18 protein-coding genes are annotated in these 18494 nt (G+C 43.7%); 9 read left to right on the forward strand and 9 right to left on the reverse strand.

All coding sequences use genetic code 11. The features are described from left to right. Window positions 1-97: 97 nt before the first annotated feature. The 4 genes from OCU77_RS11715 to OCU77_RS11730 all read right to left on the reverse strand — a co-directional run bounded on the left by OCU77_RS11715 (window position 98) and on the right by OCU77_RS11730 (window position 5709). A complete protein-coding gene (locus tag OCU77_RS11715) occupies window positions 98-1513 on the reverse strand; it encodes an SLC13 family permease (protein ID WP_107302888.1) in 1416 nt (471 codons plus the stop codon). A 546-nt stretch (window positions 1514-2059) separates the two neighbouring features. Then, entirely contained in the window at window positions 2060-3529 is a 1470-nt protein-coding gene (locus tag OCU77_RS11720; RefSeq protein WP_048900207.1) for an MATE family efflux transporter, read from the reverse strand. Between the two features lie 125 nt (window positions 3530-3654). Continuing rightward, window positions 3655-4071 (reverse strand): CBS domain-containing protein, encoded by a 417-nt coding sequence (locus tag OCU77_RS11725; RefSeq protein WP_048900208.1) that lies wholly within the window; start codon window positions 4069-4071, stop codon window positions 3655-3657. 327 nt (window positions 4072-4398) lie between these two features. Beyond that, window positions 4399-5709: a DUF945 family protein gene (locus tag OCU77_RS11730; protein WP_048900209.1), complete on the reverse strand. Its 1311-nt coding sequence runs from the start codon at window positions 5707-5709 to the stop codon at window positions 4399-4401. Between the two features lie 174 nt (window positions 5710-5883). Between OCU77_RS11730 and OCU77_RS11735 the strand changes: the two genes are divergently transcribed. From OCU77_RS11735 to gspS2, 8 genes are all read left to right on the forward strand, one after another. Next, on the forward strand, window positions 5884-7857 hold the full coding sequence (locus OCU77_RS11735; protein WP_048900210.1) for an ATP-binding protein: 1974 nt from the start codon (window positions 5884-5886) through the stop codon (window positions 7855-7857). Then, window positions 7854-8354: a response regulator gene (locus tag OCU77_RS11740; protein ID WP_048900211.1), complete on the forward strand. Its 501-nt coding sequence runs from the start codon at window positions 7854-7856 to the stop codon at window positions 8352-8354. Before OCU77_RS11735 ends, OCU77_RS11740 begins: the two co-directional genes overlap by 4 nt. A 79-nt stretch (window positions 8355-8433) precedes the next feature. Continuing rightward, window positions 8434-9432: a 2-hydroxyacid dehydrogenase gene (locus OCU77_RS11745; protein ID WP_107302889.1), complete on the forward strand. Its 999-nt coding sequence runs from the start codon at window positions 8434-8436 to the stop codon at window positions 9430-9432. A gap of 218 nt (window positions 9433-9650) precedes the next feature. After that, window positions 9651-10202 (forward strand): hypothetical protein, encoded by a 552-nt coding sequence (locus OCU77_RS11750; protein WP_048900212.1) that lies wholly within the window; start codon window positions 9651-9653, stop codon window positions 10200-10202. A 179-nt stretch (window positions 10203-10381) separates the two neighbouring features. Beyond that, the gene (locus OCU77_RS11755; protein WP_048900213.1) at window positions 10382-10927 is read left to right on the forward strand and encodes a septation protein A; all 546 of its coding nucleotides are present in this window, start codon (window positions 10382-10384) and stop codon (window positions 10925-10927) included. Between the two features lie 13 nt (window positions 10928-10940). Then, window positions 10941-11339, forward strand: a complete 399-nt coding sequence (yciA, locus tag OCU77_RS11760) for an acyl-CoA thioester hydrolase YciA (protein WP_048900214.1) — start codon at window positions 10941-10943, stop codon at window positions 11337-11339. Window positions 11340-11475: 136 nt separating this feature from the next. Next, the gene (locus OCU77_RS11765) at window positions 11476-11772 is read left to right on the forward strand and encodes a YciI family protein (RefSeq protein ID WP_048900215.1); all 297 of its coding nucleotides are present in this window, start codon (window positions 11476-11478) and stop codon (window positions 11770-11772) included. A 76-nt stretch (window positions 11773-11848) separates the two neighbouring features. Beyond that, window positions 11849-12238 carry a type II secretion system pilot lipoprotein GspS-beta gene (gene gspS2, locus OCU77_RS11770; RefSeq protein WP_048900216.1) on the forward strand — a complete coding sequence of 130 codons (390 nt, stop codon included), beginning with the start codon at window positions 11849-11851 and terminating at the stop codon, window positions 12236-12238. Between the two features lie 99 nt (window positions 12239-12337). On the opposite strand, the gene OCU77_RS11775 is transcribed toward gspS2, so the two are convergent. From OCU77_RS11775 to OCU77_RS11790, 4 genes are all read right to left on the reverse strand, one after another. Next, entirely contained in the window at window positions 12338-13273 is a 936-nt protein-coding gene (locus OCU77_RS11775) for a class I SAM-dependent methyltransferase (RefSeq protein WP_048900217.1), read from the reverse strand. Between the two features lie 52 nt (window positions 13274-13325). Further along, window positions 13326-13532 (reverse strand): hypothetical protein, encoded by a 207-nt coding sequence (locus OCU77_RS11780; protein WP_048900218.1) that lies wholly within the window; start codon window positions 13530-13532, stop codon window positions 13326-13328. Between the two features lie 196 nt (window positions 13533-13728). Continuing rightward, a complete protein-coding gene (locus OCU77_RS11785; protein WP_048900246.1) occupies window positions 13729-14433 on the reverse strand; it encodes a TIGR01621 family pseudouridine synthase in 705 nt (234 codons plus the stop codon). A 169-nt stretch (window positions 14434-14602) separates the two neighbouring features. Continuing rightward, window positions 14603-15937 carry a sodium-dependent transporter gene (locus tag OCU77_RS11790; protein WP_048900219.1) on the reverse strand — a complete coding sequence of 445 codons (1335 nt, stop codon included), beginning with the start codon at window positions 15935-15937 and terminating at the stop codon, window positions 14603-14605. A gap of 377 nt (window positions 15938-16314) precedes the next feature. Between OCU77_RS11790 and cls the strand changes: the two genes are divergently transcribed. Further along, window positions 16315-17772, forward strand: coding sequence for a cardiolipin synthase (gene cls, locus OCU77_RS11795; protein ID WP_107302890.1), 1458 nt, complete (start codon window positions 16315-16317; stop codon window positions 17770-17772). A gap of 81 nt (window positions 17773-17853) precedes the next feature. On the opposite strand, the gene OCU77_RS11800 is transcribed toward cls, so the two are convergent. Continuing rightward, a complete protein-coding gene (locus tag OCU77_RS11800; protein ID WP_048900220.1) occupies window positions 17854-18492 on the reverse strand; it encodes an OmpA family protein in 639 nt (212 codons plus the stop codon). Between the last annotated feature and the right edge of the window lie 2 nt (window positions 18493-18494).

Below are 18494 nucleotides of genomic sequence, written 5' to 3' on the forward strand. Positions count from 1 at the left end.
GTCATAAAAAAACGTTATCTCCAAATATCACGGCTGGCGCTATAACTACCAGTTTGGCGCATTTCTCTGTGCCAAACTGTGATAGTCACAAAGCTCTTTAAATGAAGTTCACAAGATGTAATAGCCACACCATCACAAAACTCATCACCACACCAACAACACCAATAATCACCCCAACACGCGCCATTTGATTACTTTCCACATGACCCGTTGCATGTGCCAAAGCATTCGGTGGCGTACTGATAGGTAAAGACATACCCAGCGATGCCGCAAAGGTTACAATCAAGATTAAGGTAATCTCACCACCAAGAGGAACCAAGCTCGCCATCGATGTTCCTAGCGCTGCCATAATTGGCATTAACAAGTTTGCCGTTGCGGTATGAGACATAAAGTTTGCCATGGTTAAACACAAAGCTGCCGCGCCAACAAGCACAACGTACGGTGAGTAATCATCAAACGGAATACTGTGTACCAACAAACGAGCCAAGCCTGTTTGATCCAGCGCCAAACCCAACGCGATACCACCAGAAACTAACCACAGTACATCCCATGAGATTTTCTTTAAGTCTTCTTTGTTGATAATGCCCGTTAACGAAAAAACAGCGACTGGAATTAATGCCACCGTGTACGAGTTCATTCCATGGGTAGACCCCATCAACCACAAGATAATTGTCAGTGCAAAAGTGACATAAACCGTTATCGCTTTAGGTGTTTTCAGGAATTTACCTTTAATGGTCAATTCAATTTTCTCTTGCTTTGCTGGGTACAATTTATTGATCAAGACCCATGCAAACATCAGCAATACAGCCACAAAAGGCACACCAAACATCATCCACTCACCAAAGGTAATTAAGTTTTCACCTGTGAGATATTTAAGGGCAATGGCATTGGGAGGGGTACCAATCGGGGTGCCGATACCACCAATATTCGCTGCAACAGGAATACAAAGTGCAAAAGCAATTTTACCTGGGTCACGATCACCAAATAGCGCAATAACAGGGGCTAATATTGATAGCATCATCGCCGTGGTTGCCGTGTTTGACATAAACATCGAAAACACCGCAGTGATCACCATCAGACCAAACATCACATATTTAGGTTGATGGCCAAAAGGCTGGAGTAAAACACGCGCTAAGTTGACATCAAGTCGATATTTGGTCGCCGCCATCGCAAGAAAGAAGCCTCCAAGAAATAGCATAATAATAGGGCTAGCAAAGGTCGCCATAATATCGCTATAGGAAAGCAATTCACCAAAATGGTCTTGCCCATGGTCCAAACGAAATAGGTATAAACCTTTGTCTGACAGTAATAAAAGTTCAAGTACGATAATGACAACAGATGTGGCATAAATTGGGATCGGCTCCATGACCCAACATAATGCCGCCAACAAGAAAATAGCGATAACACGCTGCTGAATCACCGTCATTCCTTCAACAGGAAACGCCGACGCAGGTAACATTAAAATGATCACAGGGATCAGGATCGGAATGATGTACCGAAGATATTGACGCATGCTTGAATATTCCCTTAAACACTAATTTGAATCTTGTTGTCGAACGTGTTGATAGCGCAATGAAGACGTTCGTCTGTTACTCAGTTTGCTAACGACCAAACCAAGCAACTTAATACTTTAGTAGTAAGAGCTATATTGCGTGGTTACCGCTGTATTTTCACCGGATTAGATCAATAAAAGAGTGAAACAAAACAATTTTTTCAGTCGACAAGCACACGCTAACTCGCTGAAGAATAAGCTCAAATTGATAAAAACAAACAAAAACAGCAACCAAGATCACATAATCAGGATTAACGTGACTTACATCACCTTTATTGCGCGAATTTGTCACACAAATCAATCAAAGAGTGTCATTAAACTCATTCCATAGTCTGACGGTGACATCGGTCAAACTTTGAGAAAACAGATATGACAATAACTGCCGCAAACGAATGTGACAGAGTGACGAAATTAAGTAGTAAAAAGATAGTGGAGCTAAAAAAGGAAAGCATAAAGAAGAGTAATGCCTTTCTGATCATAGAAAGGCATTAAATAAAGAGCATACGGTTACTTCACAGGTTGTTCTTGCTCATTCACCATTGATTCTTCCAGTACATTTTCTTGCCCCATATAAGTACGAGAAGAACAAAATGGTGTAATAGGCACACTAGGCTCAAGTACTTCAACTTCTTGCTGTTTCTGCTCATGCTCGCGCGCCATTGTTTTCACCTGACGAATCACTAAAGCGAAGCCCAGCACACCAAACAATACCGAGCCTACCGCTTGTCCTATCAATACTCCGCCTGCACCTGCGATTTCACCGCCAATATATACAAAAGGGATAGTCCCTAATGTAGCTTTCCCCATGTTCAAGGCCGTCGACCATGTTGGGCGGTTAAGGTTATTAAACGCCGCATTAGCGACAAACAGTGCACCGTTAAAAATAAACGTTACCGCAACGAAGGTACAGAAGATGCCAATCATGTAAGCTGCATCCCCTTTAAGACTAAAGATACTGATCAATACATCTTGGCCTAGCCAGAGTACGACAGACACCATGACGCAGTACACCGAAGTGAACAACAAAGCATCTTTTAATGTGCGTGTTATTCGATCCCAACGCTCGGCACCAAAGTTCTGCCCTATAATTGGGCCAACAGCACCTGATAATGAAAAGACCAAGGCAAAACTGACGGGCATAATTCGCCCAATAACCGCATAGCCAGCAACAAAACTCTCACCAAATTGGGCGATATGGCTCGTGACAAAAGCATTGCCTATCGGCGTAGCAGTATTGGTTAAAATGGCCGGAAAGGCGATGGCAGAAACGCCAGCTAAAGAGGCTTTAAATGATGATAAGTTAGGCCTAGCAACCAAGTCATGTCTGTAAATAACGGCATGAAGCGAGAAAATAAGCACTGCTAATCGCGCAAACACAGATGCAATGGCGGCGCCTTCTATGCCCATCGATAAGCCAAAAATAAAAATCGGGTCGAGTACCGCATTCACCCCGCCACCAATCAAAGTCGCAATCATAGAGCGACGTGCATCACCCACTCCACGTAAAGCAGCACCTGCCGCCATCGAAATGGCGATCATAGGTGCACTAGGCAACAAGATAACTAAATACGATGTCGCAGCTTCAGCCACTTTCCCCTTAGCACCGATCATCTCAAGTAGCTGAGGGAGTTGCCATAACATCAAAGTGACTAAGACACAGCTGATGATAAACGCAAACATCATGACATTGATTGTCAGATCACGTGCTTTATCACGCTGCTTGGCCCCCAACGCACGGGAGACTAGCGCGCCCATCGCAATCGATGTACCAATCGACGCTGAGGTAGAAAAGAAGACTAAGGTTCCCGCAAAACCAATCGCCGCCGCAAGCTCAATTTCACCCAACATACTAATAAATAGCATATCGACCAGATCGACTAAAAACAGTGCCATTAATCCTATCGCACCGGTTCCTGACATCACCGCGATGTGTCGCATGGGTGAACCCGTGACAAATTTTGCTTGCTGGTCGCTCATTTGGTTACCTTTGTTGATACCAATCTCGATTGGTATGACTTCCTTTTCTCAAAAAGAGAAAACACACTAACGACAAAAAAGGCGCATAGTGCGCCTTTTTCATTCTTTTTAATTATTGAGCGAAATCATACTGGATGCTGGAAGCATGCGCCAATTTGATTACTGATAGCGGTTAGCACATCACGTCGAGTGATCACCCCCACGAGTTGACCATTTTCAACCACAGGGTAGATTTTTGGTTTTTGCCCTGACATGGTATCCGCGAGTTCGATAATAGAACTATCGGGTGAAACAGTTAATACATCTTCTCGCATACACTCACCCACGGTGTGTGTATCTTGGCAGTGGTAGCCGACCTTGATCAGTTTCTGAATCATATCTTGCTCTGATAAGAAACCAACAACCTGACGGTTAGCATCAACAACGGGACCACCAATTTGTTTTGCCGTTAATAACTTATCAAGTGCCGCAGACAGCGACTGACTTGGATCAAAAGTCACCGGGCGCATATTCATATAGTCTTTAACTTTTAACGATTCCATGCATCCCCCTAAATCTTATTGTGTGCAGAGAAGTGTGAGCAGAAAATTAATGCAAAGAATCAACGAGTCGCTGTCTTGCATATGATGGGTTATCCAAGCATGTCACAGAACATATCTGTCTAACCTTTATGTGTTAAGTGTCGTCTATTTATCTGAAATTACTAAATACAAATAACGTATTTCATCAATAGATAAAAACTATCAGGCTAAAAATCATGATAAAAAAACGCGCTACCTCTAACGAGATAACGCGTTCTTGTGAATATTTTCTGTGTTTTAAGGTAGCTATTTAAAACAACTGACAGCTATTAAACACTCGTAATTGGCTCACATAAACAACATAAATAACATGCCGAGTGGCAGTTGATCACCATTGGCTAGAATCACTTTGTCACCTTCAACCTGCATGTTTAAAACATACTTATCTTCTAAGCGCTCTACAATTTCAGCTTGTTCCATCATGGTTGCTCGCTCTAACAAAGCAGGATCCATATCAACAAGATCTTTGGGTAATTCAAGTGCGATATTGCCCGTCAGCTTCTCTGCTATCTTATCAACATTTTGCGATGCACGCGCTAAACCCGGTGACACAACGAAGCGGATCTGGCTACGAATATCCCCCATTGGCGTCGTTAGACTCAAATCATCCATCGCCAGTGTCAGGCCTTTTGCCACCAACAAATCTAACGCTAATAGCGCTTCTTTCTGCTGCTCTGGCGTCATCTGCTCATTAATATCATCACTCATGTCACCTAGACGTGTAATAGCAGGGTAATCGAGTCCGATGAAAGACAAATCAAAATTGAAGTTGTTGTAATCTTTACCATCAATAGAAACTATTTTATCTATTGTGACTTTGTTCTCATTGGTCAGACGTGCATTTTCATCTGTGGCATCTTTGCTAGGCTGTGTCAGCACATTGCTCATCGCAACTGACATATTGGTTAGGCTCACCGCCTTATCGCTATTACTGTCGATGAATTGAACTGATCCTAGCTGTGCATTTTGACTGCCCAACCAAAATTGCCCATCCATCACACCTTTGCCACCGCCAGAGAAGTTACTCAATGCCATGGTTTCATTGGCAGTTGTTGTCACCGAGAATTGTGGTAGGTGATAATGGAACTCGCCAGCACCTTTCGCATCAACAACACCATCAAGAATGAAGGGTTCACTCGACACAGAGGAACCAAATTCATCTTTATAAGCAACGGGATTAACCACCACTTTAAACTCAGTGCGGCGTGTTAGTGATGTCTCTGTTTGGAATGTAATTGGCGCAACACCGTCACCCCAAGCTTGCGCGGCCACTTTTTGTAGCCCTTCATCCAGCTCAAATTGGCTTTCTGACGTCATACCAAGGAAGCCATGTTTTATCTTGTGCGAAACATGCCAAACTGATGGCAGGCCTTCTTCTTCAAACAGCGGCTTAAATTCATCTTTTACTTCAATGCGCGATACCGCTTCAGAGCCTAAATAGCCACGATCATAACTCTCGTTGCTAATTTTGACGTAAGGGTTCTCATACTTGCCAACAGTATCTAAATAAATACGTTCACCAACCTGACCCACTGCAATCGGCCAACATACCACCACCGCAATAGCACCACCAATTGCCCCAATTTTCTTGAGCGTCATAAAAATCCCTGATCATAAAAATAAACTAAGGCTAGTGTATTACAAAGTGATGCATACCTCTATGAATCCTCTATGGATCAACAAGTAATACGTTCAAATTGTTGTCAGCCTCTCAGACCCTATTGTTCATTTAACATACACTAACAATAGAATGCACTTTACAAGGATCCCATCGTGAATAGCTTTGTCATTTTGTGTCTTGATGATGAGCCAGATATTGTCGAAAGACTGCGGCAAGACCTCAGTCCTTTCAGCGATCTCTTCGATATTATTGGTGCAGACAGCATCGAAGAGGCGAATGACATGCTCGCTTTTATCGAGCAACAAGGTCAGCAAGCTGCGATGGTCATTTGTGATAATGATCTAGGGGTAGACAAGGGCGTTGATTTCTTAGTGCAATTAGATAATCACCCCGTTACCAAACGTGCTCGTACTGTGTTGCTCAATGACAAACCACAAATTGATGTCATCATGCAGGCGGTTAACGAAGGACGCCTCAACTACTGCTTAACTAAGCCCTGGCAACGTGATGAGTTACACCGTGTACTTACTAAAGAACTCACAACCTATGTCATCAAGCACCCTGACGAAGATTGGCTCAAGTACAGTCAGCTACTCGACCACCGCCGAATTCTAAAAGCCCATATCGACCGACAAATGTCGAGCTTTCGATCTGGTTTTATTCGCCACGGTGATCACCTTGATGATGCAACACTGGCAAGCCAAGTCACCGATGCCTTACACAGTTTCTTCCAAGGGAATGATGAACATAAAGCGTGTCGCACATACAGTGAAGGCCATGTACTGACCCACGAAGGTGAAGCCAATAATTTCTTATGGTTCATCACCCGAGGGGAGGTAGCGTTATATAAAAAAGATGAGGACAGCTTTAAACACGAAGTGGTTAGGGTCGGCTCTGGCAATCTCATTGGTGGTATGTCTTTCGTAACGGGTGAAGCCTCTTTTTCAACTGGGATTACGCTGTGCCAAACCGATGTCATTAAACTAGATCGGCAACTGTTTACCAAGGTTATGAATTCCCAAAGTGAGTTGCTCCCTCTTTTCACCAACCTTCTACTTCGCAACTTCAACCGCCGCTTACAAGGTAGCATCAAAACCGAAATGCGGTTACAGCAAACCCTGAAATCACTCGATGAAGCCTACCAAGAGCTCATCGACAAAGAAAAAATGGCCATGCTCGGCCAGTTAGTCGCAGGCGTTGCGCATGAACTCAATAATCCCGTTTCTGCCATTTTACGCGGCAGCGACACCTTAAAAGAAACCATCTGTAAGCTGACTGAATCACAACTCACCCATGATAACCAAACGCTAGGTAATGTGATTTTACAACGTGCAATGCAGTCACGCCCACTCTCCACATCCGAAACACGGCAACGAGCAAAGCAACTCGAAACCACTCTTGGCGATCGACAAACAGCTCGTAAGGCCGTTTTGATGGGCCTAGATGATGCCGATAGCATTGAACGCTGGCTACTCCCGCAGAAAAATCAGCTCAAAACAGTCGTTGATGAATGGGAGCACTACTACCAGATGGGGAACTTTCTGCGTTCCATCAATGTTTGTGCTCACCGCATTGCAGACTTAGTAAAAAGCCTAAAAAGCTATGCTCGTCAAGATGATGAAACCACTCATGATGTCGACCTGCATGAAGGACTAGAAGATACTTTGGTCATCTTCGAAAACCGTCTAAAGCGTCACCATGTCACCAAAGAGTATGCTGAACTTCCCCATATTCGCTGCCAACCAATCGCATTGCAGCAAGTGTGGACGAATTTGGTCGCCAACGCGCTAGATGCCGTAACTGAACCTGGCGAGATCCATATTACGACCCAATTTACACCCAACACCCACCAACAAAGCATTGATATTATTGTTGAAGATAACGGCAAAGGCATTCCACTCGAACAACAAGAGAAGGTCTTTGAGCTTAATTACACAACGAAGCGTGAAGGTAATTTTGGCCTTGGCATTGGTTTATCGGTATGCCAGCAAATCATTCATCAACACAATGGCGAGATTCGTATTGAATCAGAGCTAGAACGCTTTACCAGAATGATAGTGACCTTACCTGTGCACTCCAACCATACCGAGATTCAAACCAGCCAATTACATAAGGAAGTCTTATGAACAAATATATGATTTTATGTGTTGATGATGAGCGTGAAGTGCTCGATAGCGTTTTGCATGATCTTGAACCGTTAAGCGAACACTTTGTCCTTGAGGCGGCAGAATCTGTTGATGAAGCCAAAGAAGTATTGGCTGATGCTATTGCTGATCATATCCCTCTTGCGCTGATTTTATGCGACCACATCATGCCAGGGGAAACAGGAATTCACTTTTTAATTGAATTAAAGCAACAAGATGAAACGAAAGCAGCAAGAAAGGTACTCCTGACGGGCCAAGCAGGATTGGAAGAAACAGTGCAAGCGGTGAACAATGCAAGCTTAGATTATTATGTAGCAAAACCTTGGGATGGCGAGAATTTGAAAGATGTAGTCATAGAGCAGCTAACAACCTATATGATTGATAATGAAAAAGAATTAATGCCATGGGCGCGTATTTTAAATGCCGCTCCTATTATGCAAGCAATGAGTGATCGCCGCTTGTCATTATCAGACGGATAATTATCATACAAACCTTGCGCTAGAACTAAGAAATGTTATCTTTATCACAAAATCTAAGTTCTCCGATCAAGGTGACGCTATGAAAGTTGCAGTCTTTAGCACAAAAAAATACGACCAGAAGTCTTTTGAGTTGATCAACCAAAATTATCAGCTTGATCTTTCTTTTTTTGAGTTTCGCTTAACCGAGCAAACGGCCCGTATCGCTCAAGGATTTGACGCGGTATGCGCTTTTGTCAATGACGACTTGTCACAGCCTGTTCTCGCACAATTGGCTAAAGCAGGTGTTCGCCTGATCGCTATGCGCTGTGCAGGTTTTGACAAAGTAGATCTCAATGCGGCAAAAGCACTCAATATCCAAGTAGTGAGAGTGCCTGCATACTCACCAGAAGCCATTGCTGAACATACCATCGGCTTAATGCTTAGCCTAAACCGCCGCATTCACCGAGCTTATCAGCGTACCCGTGACGCAAACTTCTCCTTAGAAGGGCTCACTGGGTTTAACTTCAATGGTAAAACCGTTGGCGTAATAGGTACAGGCCGCATAGGTATTGCTACTATGCGCATTTTAAAAGGCTTAGGCATGAATATTTTGGCCTATGACCCGTTTGAAAACCCAGCGGCCATTGAACTTGGTGCAACCTATACAAGCCTTGATGACATTTATCGCCACGCGCATGTGATCACCCTGCATTGCCCTATGACTGATGACAACTACCACATGCTGAATGCGCAAGCTTTTGAAAAAATGCAAGATGGTGTCATGATCATCAACACCAGCCGTGGTGGTCTACTCAACTCGAAAGACGCAATAGAAGCTCTTAAAAGCAGTCGTATTGGTTCGTTAGGTATTGATGTTTATGAAAATGAACAAGATTTGTTTTTCCAAGATAAATCTAACGATGTCATTAAAGACGATGTATTCCGCCGTTTATCTTCTTGCCATAACGTGCTCTTTACTGGCCACCAAGCGTTCTTGACTGATGAAGCATTAGGCAATATTGCCGATACTAGCCTGCGTAGCATCCAGCATTTTGCCAAGGGCGAAGAATCAGGGAACGAGCTCATTACCAATAGCTAAAGCTGCTGCGCCAATAAATCATAGGGAATAAGCCGCATAATACTTGGAAGATAAATAGCGACAGAGTGTGGCGTAGCTCACATCAATCGACTTGATTTGGTGGTTATTTAACCACCAAATTATCATTTTGATGAACAAGTCAGTGCAAAACCTATTATTGGTATTACTTGTACTTTAGAATACTGGGAATTCTATTTTATAGCCTTTGGAATCTTTTCATGCGCAAAACACTTATTGCGACAGGTATTGTTCTAGCAACAATGACTGCAGCACATGCTGAAACACCAGCAACCAATACTATGAGTAATTTCAGCTACGATTACGCAGAAGCGCGTATTGGTATTGACCCATTGACTTACGGTGGTGGCTTCAGCATGTCTATTCACCCTAATGCGCACATTACAGGTAGCGTTGATACACGCTTCAAAGGCGATTGGGATGCAAATGTTGGTGTAGGCTTCCACGCACCAGTGAACAACTGGGCAGATATTACAGGCGAAATCAAAGCACTTAACGTTAAAAATGACCGTTACAACAGCTCAGGTGGTAAAATGGGCGTTGAAGTGAACTTAGGTGTTCGTCAATGGCTTGGTCCACAATTTGAAGTTGGCGGTAAAATCGGCCATACAACCATTAGCGATGATGACAAAGTTATCGGTTCAATCACTGGCCGTTTCCACGCAACCGAGCTTTTCTCTATCGGTGCTGAAGGTAAATTCAACGGTCTTTACGGCGATCAGATCATCCTGACAACTCGCTTCAAGCTGTAATCATTACACGACAGCCAGTTAGTATAAGACGGTAGCACTACGCTACCGTTTTTATCTTTAGCGCTCCATGACTAAGCACCTATAACAACCTCCGCCTTTCCCTATGTACTATACCCTGCCTTTTAGGTCACGTTTAGGTATACTACCCAGACATATTTGTCAGTAAGGCTCACAGCCACATGAAACAATTACTCGATTTTATCCCGCTTATTGTCTTTTTTATTTTGTACAAAACCCATGACATTTTTGTCGCAACTGGTGCACTGATCATCGCCACAGCCATTCAAATTGCACTGACGTGGTTCTTATACAAAAAAGTTGAAAAAATGCAGCTAATCACCTTTGCGATGGTGGCGGTATTCGGTAGTTTGACCCTATTCTTGCACGATGAAAACTTTATCAAGTGGAAAGTCACCATCGTGTATGCTCTCTTCGCGCTGGGCTTAGCCATTAGCCAACTGATGGGAAAACCCGCTATTAAAAGTATGTTGGGCAAAGAACTGACCTTGCCCGATACTGTTTGGAATAAAATTAACCTCGCTTGGGTTGGCTTCTTTTCAGTCTGTGCGCTAGTGAATATTTACGTTGCGTTCAGGCTACCACTCGATGTTTGGGTAAACTTTAAAGTATTCGGCTTGCTTGTCTTGACGTTACTCTTTACCCTTGCCACTGGTGGGTATATTTATCGCCATATGCCAAAAGAAAATAGTTCAGACAAGCAGTAACTCGGAATCAACAATGAGCACAGAAAACAACATCCCCCGCGGACAACTCCTTCTCCGCACTCTTGCAATGCCAGCTGACACCAACGCCAATGGCGACATTTTTGGTGGCTGGATCATGTCTCAGCTCGATTTAGCTGGTGCTATTTTGGCAAAAGAAATTTCAGGCGGTCGTGTTGTCACGGTTTCCGTCGAGAGCATCGCATTTAAAGCACCAGTTAGTGTTGGTGATGTTGTTTGCTGTTATGGTGAGTGTAAGCGCATTGGTAATACATCAATGAGCGTCGGCCTTGAAGTCTGGGTTAAACCAGTCGCCCATGAGTCAGTTGGCGACCGCTACCAAGTCTGTGAAGCAACATTTAACTATGTTGCCATCAACAGCGAAGGGCGACCTCGCCCTGTTAAAAAAGCCTAATAAAAATAGCCTCGCAACCTCAGTGAGGCTTTTTTTATTATGCAAGCTATTCTCTCCCATGAAAGATTGATGACCTTGCCCTGCAAAGATACAATCGAAAGATAAATGATCGGCCCCCACAAAAAAGGAACCTAACATGTGGTATGTAATCTTCTCTCAAGATGTTGAAAACAGCCTAGAGCGTCGTTTAAGCGTTCGTGAAAAACACCTTGCGCGCCTAACAGATCTACAAGAACAAGGTAGATTACTGGTTGCAGGTCCTAACCCTGCTATCGACAGCGAAAACCCAGGCGAAGCAGGCTTCACAGGATCAACAGTGATCGCTGAGTTCAACTCATTAGAAGACGCAAAGTTATGGGCAGATGCTGATCCATACATCGAAGCGGGTGTTTACCAAAACGTGATAGTTAAACCTTTCAAGAAAGTATTTTAGTCTCTCACGCCTTTAATTTAATACTGAGTTGACGCGCTAACTTAGTTAAGTCACTAACAGTAAGAAAGCCTTAATTATGCTGAAGAAAATATTAGGTCTCGCTGCATTTATCGCCTTGAGCGGCTGTGCCTCTAATGAAGATGATACAGCGATAGCATTAGCCAAAAGCCGAGCGGCAACCATTAACGCTAAAGCGCCTTATGACAAGATCGATGAATATAAGATCATGAAAGCGCAAGCACACAATAAGACAGTGGTTATCACAGTGCTTTATGGTGGTGGTGGCAAAATGGCACCGTCGCAAACCATCAAAGCGGCGGCAGCAAACTATTGTAGTAGCAATGAACTGACACCACTTTTTGATGCGGGCGTCAGCTACAATATTAAAATCATGGATATGCGTGGGCGCACTATGGTAGAGCAATCAGTTTATAGTGATTACTGTAAACAATTAGCGCAGCCATAGACTGCCGAACAAACAAATAGAAAACGGCCGCGAATGTCACCATTCGCGGCCGTTTTATTTCATAACCTGAGATTACGTGCCGTTATCTCTTAAGTGTTGCTATCGACGAAAAACCAAGGCTTTTAACCCACCTTCAGGATCGATATCTTTAAATTCAGGCGGGTTTTCTAATCGCTCAATAAATTGAAGATCAGGGGCTTCTTGCGCCATACCATGGATCAAGAATTGAGAGTCAATAGAAGGATCGTTCACACATGCTAGCACTTGGCCATTCTCTGCCAGCAACTCAGGCAAACGACGTAATATTTTTGCGTAATCTTTCGTGAGAGCAAAACTGCCCTTTTGGAATGAAGGCGGATCGATAATAATCAAATCATACGCCCCCATCTTGCGCACCTTACCCCAAGATTTAAACAACTCGTGGCCTAAGAAGCTCACTTTCGATAAATCGTGTTTGTTTAAGTGGTGATTATCACGGCCTCGGCTCAATGCCGCTTTTGCCATGTCGAGGTTCACAACATGCTCGGCACCACCAGCGATCGCAGCAATCGAGAAACCACAAGTATAAGCAAACAAGTTAAGCACTCGCTTACCTGCTGCTTGTTCTAGCACCCACTTACGACCGTAGCGCATATCTAAAAACAGGCCGTTGTTTTGCTTTCGACCTAAGTCCAGCTTGTATGTCAGACCATTTTCAATCACATCTTGGTATTCGCGCAATTCCCCCCAAATCACTTCGGTAGGTGAGCCATCGCGATCACGGTGCTGAAGCAGTAATGATGTCGCGCCACACTGCTGCCATTGTGGCGTCGTGAGTAATCGCTGTAGCAGTGCATGTAAGGCTGCTAAGAATTCAGGCGACGGTTCTTTAAATAATGAAACCAGCACTTGGTCTTGTAACCAATCAACCGTGATTTGCTCTAATCCCTGCCAGCAGCGACCACGGCCATGAAACAAACGACGCACTTCAGATGGTGGTGTCGATAATGCATTAAGGAGGTGTTGTTCTAATTGAGTAAGTGCGTTTATATCCATCTTGCCAGTCGATTGTTCAGATAAAGGCGCTATTCTAATCACCTAAGCGGGTTCAAGCCACTAGCTTTTGTTGTTCTTCTTCGATACGGGAGCTGGCCAGTACTACATATTCGGCGGTGATACGAACTTGACGATGGCGTTTAAGGCGGGTTTTCATTGTATGGCGGTTACGACGGAGCGAGGCTAAATCCCAAAATCGGGTTTTATTTTTCTTTTTCTTGATTCGCATACGTAGCGAAACGGAGCGGGTCAGGCGCATTCTAATCCTCGGTCTAGGTCATTTCCTAGACCGATATTATAAGGAACTCTTGCAACGTTCGCATTTGCGTTTGAACAAGTTAGCAGCAGTTAGACTAAGTTATTTTTAGTTTTAACTAAAACTGTTGAGAGTTTATTGAAAAAATAAGCGATAGCTCACGCTGTCAATGCAACCCTAAAGTAACCACTAAACAATACTATCGCTGACAGGCTTTTTGTAAGCTAGCAGGTAATACAGGCCAATCTAACGTCCAAGGTGATTGCCATTCCACTAACGCGGCTTTCACCTCATCACTGTGCCAAAGATCACCCTGAACCGGTGGGCACGTAAATCTCAGCGTATCACCTTGATACGGGAAAGCCAGCGAATAAGCATGAAGGTAACCTCGATCCGCTTCTTCACAGCCATAAATCGTATCCCCTGTAATGCCCGCACCGACACTACGTAACGCGACACGGATCTGGTGGGTTTTACCTGTATAGGGCTTGCACAAAAAGAAGCGGCGACCATTACCTGCTGCAGCAGAAAAAAACTGGGTAACGGCAGGGTTCTCTTTACTGCTTTCAAGCTTCCAGCTACTTCGGCGAGAGCGGCTCATGTCGCCAACAACAACGCCCTGCTTTTTCTTCGGCTTTTTAGTGCTGATGGCGATATAAAATTTCTCAACCGTACGGTTAGCAAAGTTCGCCGATAACAAAGCAGCGGCAGCTTTATTTCGCCCTAATAACAATAGACCTGATGTCATCTTATCGAGACGATGAATTAAATAAAGTTGCTTATCACCCGTTAGCTCAGCCACCGCCGCTAACAACGGCTGATCATTATCATCTTTATGTACACTCACTTCTGGGTGCTTGTTAATGATCAAAAAATCAGGGTGTTGGTGAACCAGAGTGAACATACTGCGACCTTTCGTAAACATCGTATTAAATGGCATGAACACACATGCACAAAATAGAAAACGGAGTATATACCCAAGTCACGCTAAAGTGCAGGCTGCTATCCATACCTTTATATAAAAAGAAAACCACTCAATTGAGTGGTTTTCTTCTTTCTATCGATTCCGCAGTCTAAGCAAAGAATACAAACAGCATCAGCAACGGGCACACTACGCGTACATACCATGGCCATATTTTCCAGAATAGTCCTTGTTCTAATTCTGGGTAGCCTTGCTTAATCTCTTGCAATGCTTGGTCGCGTTTCCACACCCAACCGACAAGCAGGGCAAACACCATGCCGAGAATAGGCTGAGCATATTCAGTGGTCAGTGAGATCACCAAGCCAAACATATCACCAAAGTTAAATACAATTATGCCAGAGAAAATCGTAATAATGCCGCCTATCCACCACACAGCGACTTTACGATCTTGCTGTAATTCTTCCGTCGCACAAGCAACAGGTACCTCAAGCATGGAGATTGAGGAAGTAAGTGCTGCGATAACCATTAAGATAAAAAAGAGAATACCAACCAAGAGCCCTGCTGCGCCCATGGTCTCAAACATGGCAGGTAAAACACTAAATACTAGGGTATCTGATGACAGTAAAGCACCCGCTTCATTATAAATTTCAACGCCGTTGTTTGCCGCAACAAACATAGCAGGCAAAATCAACAAACCCGCAATGAAAGCCACAGAGGTATCAAGTAAAGCCACTTGGGCTGCAACTTTGGGTAAATTGACATCTTTTTTAATGTAAGAACCGTATACCATCATTGAGCAAACACCCAAAGATAGAGAGAAGAATGCCTGCCCCATCGCACTTACCACCAAATCAGCGCTAAAGTGTGAAAAGTCAGGGATCAGGTACATTTTAAGCCCGTTGATTGCACCATCTTGAGTAAGAATGTAAGCCACCATAAATAGAAATAGCACTAGCAACACTGGCATCAAACGCGTTGACCAACGTTCGATCCCTTCAGCCACACCGTTACGTACCACCATGATGGTTAACACCATAAAGATAATCATTAAAATAAGGTTTCGGGCAGTACTGAAAGACTCTAGCCATTGCGCTGCAGCAATCATACCCAGAGAGTTAAGAATCGGACCTATCAGAGAGCCTAACAACCATCCTGCGACAATGGCATAAAAACTGAGGATCATAGAAACCGCAATCATGCCTGCTACACCCAGACCTGTCGCAGCTTTCTTTTGTTGCGGCCAGATAGATCGCAAAGATTTGATTGGGTTTGCACTGCCATAACGACCTATGGTCAATTCAGCAACCAACAATGGATATGCCAACGCAAACACCATCAGTAGATAAACAATCAGAAATACTGCACCACCATTGCTAGCGGCTTGTGTTGGAAACCCCCAGATGTTCCCCAATCCAACAGCAGAACCTGCTGCCGCTAAAATAAAACCAATTCTGGAGCTAAACTGCGCTCGTGATTGACTTGCCATACACTTTCCCTGTCGTGTTAGTTTCTAATTAGAATAATGCTGTGTAAAACATAGTTTACAAAGTGAGTAAATACATTACTGCTGTGTTACTAGTTAGTAAAACAGTTATCGAGTACAATGTGAAGCGCACTTTTCAACATTTTGAAACTTACCTCTGCATATATTCCCCAAAGCTACATAAATCGCCAATTTATCGTCCACTATCGCCTTGCGATCATAAGTATTCGTTTCTGTATAAGATTTCGTTCTACTCACTTATCGCACTCCTCTTTGGTTTTCAATCTGCATCAAGTGCTGACTTTGGCGACTTAAGACTATGTTTTCGTGACAAAACGATGCAAAATGCACTCAGAGTTTTACAATTATAAGTCTGTAGAATGGAACAGTTTTATCAAATTTTAGCTTGGGTAAGCGTTTTTCTATATTGGCTACTCATCGCCGGTATTACGATCCGTGTTGTTTTTAAACGTCGCGTTGTCGGTGTGTCGCTTGCTTGGCTGATGATTATCTACATCATTCCAGTTGGTGGGATCATCGCCTATCTCTTGTTTGGTGAGCTAAATCTAGGGAAGAAACGGGCCAAACGCGCACTGGACATGTTCAGCCCTTATGCTGACTGGTTCCAACGATTAAATGATTGCCCTGAGCACCAGCCTCAGCTCATGAGCCAATACGCACGTCCTATTTGCGACTTATGCGAAAATCGATTAGGCATACCAAGCTTGGTCGGTAATAGCTTATCGTTACAAGACTCACCACAAACTATACTCCGCTCCATTATCGAAGATATTCAACAAGCACAGCTCTCTATTCATCTTGAATTCTATATCTGGCACCCAGGAGGCCTCGCGGATGAAGTCGGTGTTGCGCTTATCGATGCAGCAAAAAGAGGGGTACGGATTAAGCTGCTATTAGATTCAGCAGGAAGCATGCGCTTTTTCCGCTCTCACTGGCCTCGGCTAATGCGCCATGCGGGTATTGAAGTGACCGAAGCACTCGCTGTGACCCCCTTTAGGATGTTCCTACGCCGTTTAGACTTGCGCCAGCACCGTAAAATTGTCGTGATCGATAACGAAATTGCCTATACGGGCTCGATGAACTTAGTTGATCCGAAATTTTTCAAAACGGATGCTGGAGTGGGTGAATGGGTTGATGTGATGGTACGCCTAACCGGACCAACGGTGACTGTATTAAATAGTATTCAGGCATGGGACTGGGAAGTGGAAACAGGCACGCGAGACTTACCTCCGCTGCCGAGTTGCAATATCAAACAGCCAAACGACCATTCCGATACAGTGCAAGTGATCCCCTCAGGGCCAGGTATGCCCGATGAAATTATCCATCAAGTACTATTACTCAGTATTTACCAAGCCCAAGAAAGTGTTGTGATCACCACGCCCTACTTTGTACCAAGTGAAAACTTACTTCATGCCCTGCGCGGTGCAGCACTTCGCGGTATTGATGTTAGCCTTATCATTCCTGATAAAAATGATTCAACCATGGTTGAGTGGGCAAGCCGCTCATTTTTCGCTGAATTGCTCAGTGCTGGTGTGAAGATCTATCGTTTCCATGGTGGATTACTACATACCAAGTCAGTGGTTATCGATGATAATCATTGCTTAATCGGCACAGTAAACTTAGATATGCGTAGCTTATGGCTAAATTTTGAAGTTACCCTAGCCGTAGACAGTGCTGAATTTACTCAGCAGCTAAGCTGGTTACAGCAGGAATACATAAAAGATTCCACATTAGTTGATTGGCGAGAGTGGGAAAAACGCTCAGTCCAACATAAGCTGGCTGAGCAGTTTTTCTATATGTTCAGCCCACTGCTTTAAGTTATGTCGCACAAAAAATCCCAGCCAAGTCATCACTTGTACTGGGATTTTTAATCTCACTAATAGCTTATAAAATGACTATTACACTTTGATCTCAACACGGCGATTAAGCTCACGACCTGTCGCCGTACCATTATCCGCAACAGGCGCAGACTCACCTTTTGTGGTCGCTTTCATTTTCTCGCTAGACATACCGCGAGATTTTAAGAAAGCTTCAACTGATTCACTACGGCGTAAACCTAATGCTAAATTATATTCAGCACTCCCCTTAGCATCCGTATGGCCTTCAAGCTGAATCATGGTATTACTGTGTTTTAACTGACTCGCAATCTTTTCTAGGATGCGCACCGATGTTTGACTCAATGTTGAGCGATCAAAAGTAAAGAATACACGTGCAATAGTTTTACCATTCTGATATTTCGGTGAAACGTCATTATCAACAATTTTAACAACGTCATTCTGCTCAAGGTATGCTAAGCAATCACGACTTATATCTGTTGTGTCCGCTAATAACTCAGCATAAGCCGACAAATTTAAATCAACCGGTTTACCTGTGAGCATTTGTCCATTGCGATTGTGCGCAATAATAATAGGCTGATGTTGAGTAATGGTTAACTCTTGATTAAAAGCCGTTGTTTCGCATAAGTGCTGCAGTAACGTTTCATCTGCATAAGCACTTGTCGCTGTCACGAGTAATAATGGCAGTAAGCGTTTCATCATGG

Origin of the sequence: Photobacterium swingsii (assembly GCF_024346715.1) — a bacterium.
In the GTDB taxonomy this organism is placed as follows: domain Bacteria; phylum Pseudomonadota; class Gammaproteobacteria; order Enterobacterales; family Vibrionaceae; genus Photobacterium; species Photobacterium swingsii.